Below are 2,967 nucleotides of genomic sequence, written 5' to 3' on the forward strand. Positions count from 1 at the left end.
GTCATAGTCGACCGCACTGCGCCGATGCTGCTCAGCGATCCCGCGCTCGACGGTGGCACGGAACTGCTGGGCGCCGCGCCGCCCGCCAAGGCCGATCCCAACTTGCCCGGCGAGAAGCTGACCGTCGAGGGCAAGGCGCCGGTTGCCTCGCCCGGCCGCGCCGACGATTTTTCCTGGCCGTCGAAACCGGCAGCCGCAGCCGCCGCTTCTGACACGACGACGGCGATTAATCCTTAACGCGGCAGCACCGTAGATCCCATCAGCGCCTCGTCGATCGAGCGCGCCGCCTGGCGGCCCTCGCGGATCGCCCACACCACCAGCGACTGGCCGCGGCGCACGTCGCCCGCCGCGTAGAGCCTGTCGACGCTGGTCCTGTAGTCGCGGTCGTTGGCCTCGACGTTCTTCGAGCGGCGGCTGTCTGTGACGACCTTTATCTCGCCGTCGAGTTCCTTCATCACGCTGTCGCCCGCCGGGCCGGCAAAGCCGATGGCGATGAAGGCGAGATCGGCGCGGATGACGAATTCGGTGCCGGCGATCGGCTTGCGCTTCTCGTCGACCTCGCAGCAGCGGACGCCGGTCAACTGACCGTCCTCGCCGATGAATTCGAGCGTCGCCACCTGGAACTCGCGTTCCGCGCCTTCCGCCTGCGAGGAAGACGTGCGCATCTTCGTCGCCCAATAGGGCCAGACGGCGAGCTTGTCTTCCTTCTCCGGCGGCTGCGGACGGATGTCGAGCTGCGTCACGCGCACCGCGCCTTGCCGGAAGGCCGTGCCAATACAGTCGGACGCGGTGTCGCCGCCGCCGACAACCACGACATGCTGGCCGCTGGCGATGATCGGGTGCGAGGGCCAGGCCACCGACTGGATCGGCTCGCCGCCGACACGCCGGTTCTGCTGCACGAGATAGGGCATGGCGTCATAGACGCCGCTGAGATCATCGCCCGGAATGTTGGCCGGGCGCGGCGTTTCAGAGCCGCCGCAATAGAGCACGGCATCGTGCTCGGCGAGCAGTTCCGAAACCTTCTTGTCGACGCCGACATTGACGCCGCAATGGAAGCTCACGCCCTCGCCCTGCATCTGCTCGATGCGCCGGTCGATATAGTGCTTCTCGATCTTGAAGTCGGGAATGCCGTAGCGCATCAGCCCGCCTGGCCGGCTCTCGCGCTCATAGACATGGACGTCATGACCGGCGCGGCCGAGCTGCTGGGCGGCGGCCATGCCGGCCGGCCCTGAGCCGATGATGGCGACCCGCTTGCCGGTCTTCTTCTCCGGCGGATAGGGCCGGATGTGGCCGGTCTCATAGGCCTTGTCGGCGATCGCCTGTTCGACCGTCTTGATGGCGACCGGAATGTCCTCGAGGTTCAGCGTGCAGGCTTCCTCGCACGGCGCCGGGCAGATGCGGCCGGTGAACTCCGGGAAATTGTTCGTCGAGTGCAGGTTGCGGATCGCGCCGTCCCAGTCGCCATTGTAGACGAGGTCGTTCCAGTCCGGGATCTGGTTGTGGATCGGGCAGCCGGTCGGCCCGTGGCAGTACGGGATGCCGCAATCCATGCAGCGCGCGGCCTGTTTCTCGACCTCCTTGTCCGACATCGGCAGCGTGAATTCGCGGAAATGCCGGATGCGGTCGGAAGCTGGCTGGTACTTGTGCACCTGCCGGTCGATCTCAAGAAACCCTGTCACCTTGCCCATAGTCCAGTCCCTGCTGTCCGAAGGCACGCTCGAAAGCCTAGCTTGTCGGCGCACCCGTTAACCTCATAAGGCCGCCATGGCAACCTTGGTTCCGAGGTCAGGATTGTTGGTGAGGATGCCGGCCGGGAAATCCCTTCCCGGCCATGCCCGAAGCCTATTCCGCTGCCACGCTCATGCGCATGCGTTCCATCTCGATCAGCGCGCGGCGATACTCGACCGGCATGATTTTCCGGAATTTCGGCCGGAAGTTCTGCCAGTTGTCGAGGATCTCGCGGCCGCGCGCCGAGCCCGTGTAATGGACGTGGTTCGAGATCAGCTGATAGAGCCGCTCCTCATCGTGGCTGGTCATGTCGCCCGAGACGTCGACGCGTCCCTTGTGGTCGAGGTCGCCGCCGTGATGGAGCAGCTTCTCCATCAGGTCGTCCTCTTCCGGAACGGGCTCCAGCTCGACCATCGCCATGTTGCAGCGTTCGGCGAAATCGCCCTTCTCGTCGAGCACATAGGCGACGCCGCCCGACATGCCGGCGGCGAAGTTGCGCCCCGTCTTGCCGATGACGACGACGATGCCGCCGGTCATGTACTCACAGCCATGGTCGCCGACGCCTTCGACGACTGCCGCCACGCCGGAATTGCGCACCGCGAAGCGCTCGCCGGCGACACCGGCGAAATAGGCCTCGCCCTCGGTCGCGCCATAGAGCACCGTGTTGCCGACGATGATCGATTCAGCGGCTATGATCTTGGCCTCTTCCGGCGGCCGGATGACGATGCGGCCGCCAGACAGGCCCTTGCCGACATAATCGTTGCCGGCGCCGACCAGATCGAAGGAGACGCCGCGCGCCAGGAACGCGCCGAACGACTGGCCGGCCGTCCCGGTGAGCTTGACGGTGATCGTGTCCTCGCGCAGCCCCTTGTGCTTGAAGCGCCTGGCGACTTCGCCAGACAGCATCGCGCCGGCCGAGCGGTCGACATTGCGGATCGGCAGCTCGATGGTGACGGCCTGCTTGGCTTCCAGCGCCGGCTTCGCCAGCTCGATCAGCTTGCGGTCGAGCACGTCGTCGATCGGATGCTTCTGCCGCTCGGTCCAGTGCAGTGCCTCGTGCGGCGCGTCGGGCTTGAAGAACATCTTCGAGAAGTCGAGCCCGCGCGCCTTCCAGTGCTGGATGACGTCGCGCTTCTCCAGAAGGTCGGTGTCGCCGATGATCTGGTCGAGATGGGTAAAACCCATTTCGGCGAGCAGCGCGCGCACCTCCTCCGCCACGTAGAAGAAGAAGTTGATGAC

Annotated in this window: 1 protein-coding gene and 2 pseudogenes; 1 reads left to right on the forward strand and 2 read right to left on the reverse strand. The window is 65.7% G+C overall.

Annotated elements, in window-relative coordinates:
- A pseudogene (locus tag EOA29_RS31180) lies at positions 1–237 on the forward strand (DUF459 domain-containing protein); the annotation flags it as partial.
- Here EOA29_RS31180 and EOA29_RS31185 read toward each other — a convergent pair.
- Both EOA29_RS31185 and EOA29_RS31190 read right to left on the reverse strand, forming a co-directional pair.
- A complete protein-coding gene (locus tag EOA29_RS31185; protein WP_126092130.1) occupies positions 234–1,688 on the reverse strand; it encodes a glutamate synthase subunit beta in 1,455 nt (484 codons plus the stop codon). The pseudogene EOA29_RS31180 and the gene EOA29_RS31185 overlap by 4 nt on opposite strands.
- Positions 1,689–1,842: 154 nt before the next feature.
- A pseudogene (locus EOA29_RS31190) lies at positions 1,843–2,967 on the reverse strand (glutamate synthase subunit alpha); the annotation flags it as partial.

The sequence above is a fragment of the Mesorhizobium sp. M1E.F.Ca.ET.063.01.1.1 genome, assembly GCF_003998155.1.
In the GTDB taxonomy this organism is placed as follows: domain Bacteria; phylum Pseudomonadota; class Alphaproteobacteria; order Rhizobiales; family Rhizobiaceae; genus Mesorhizobium.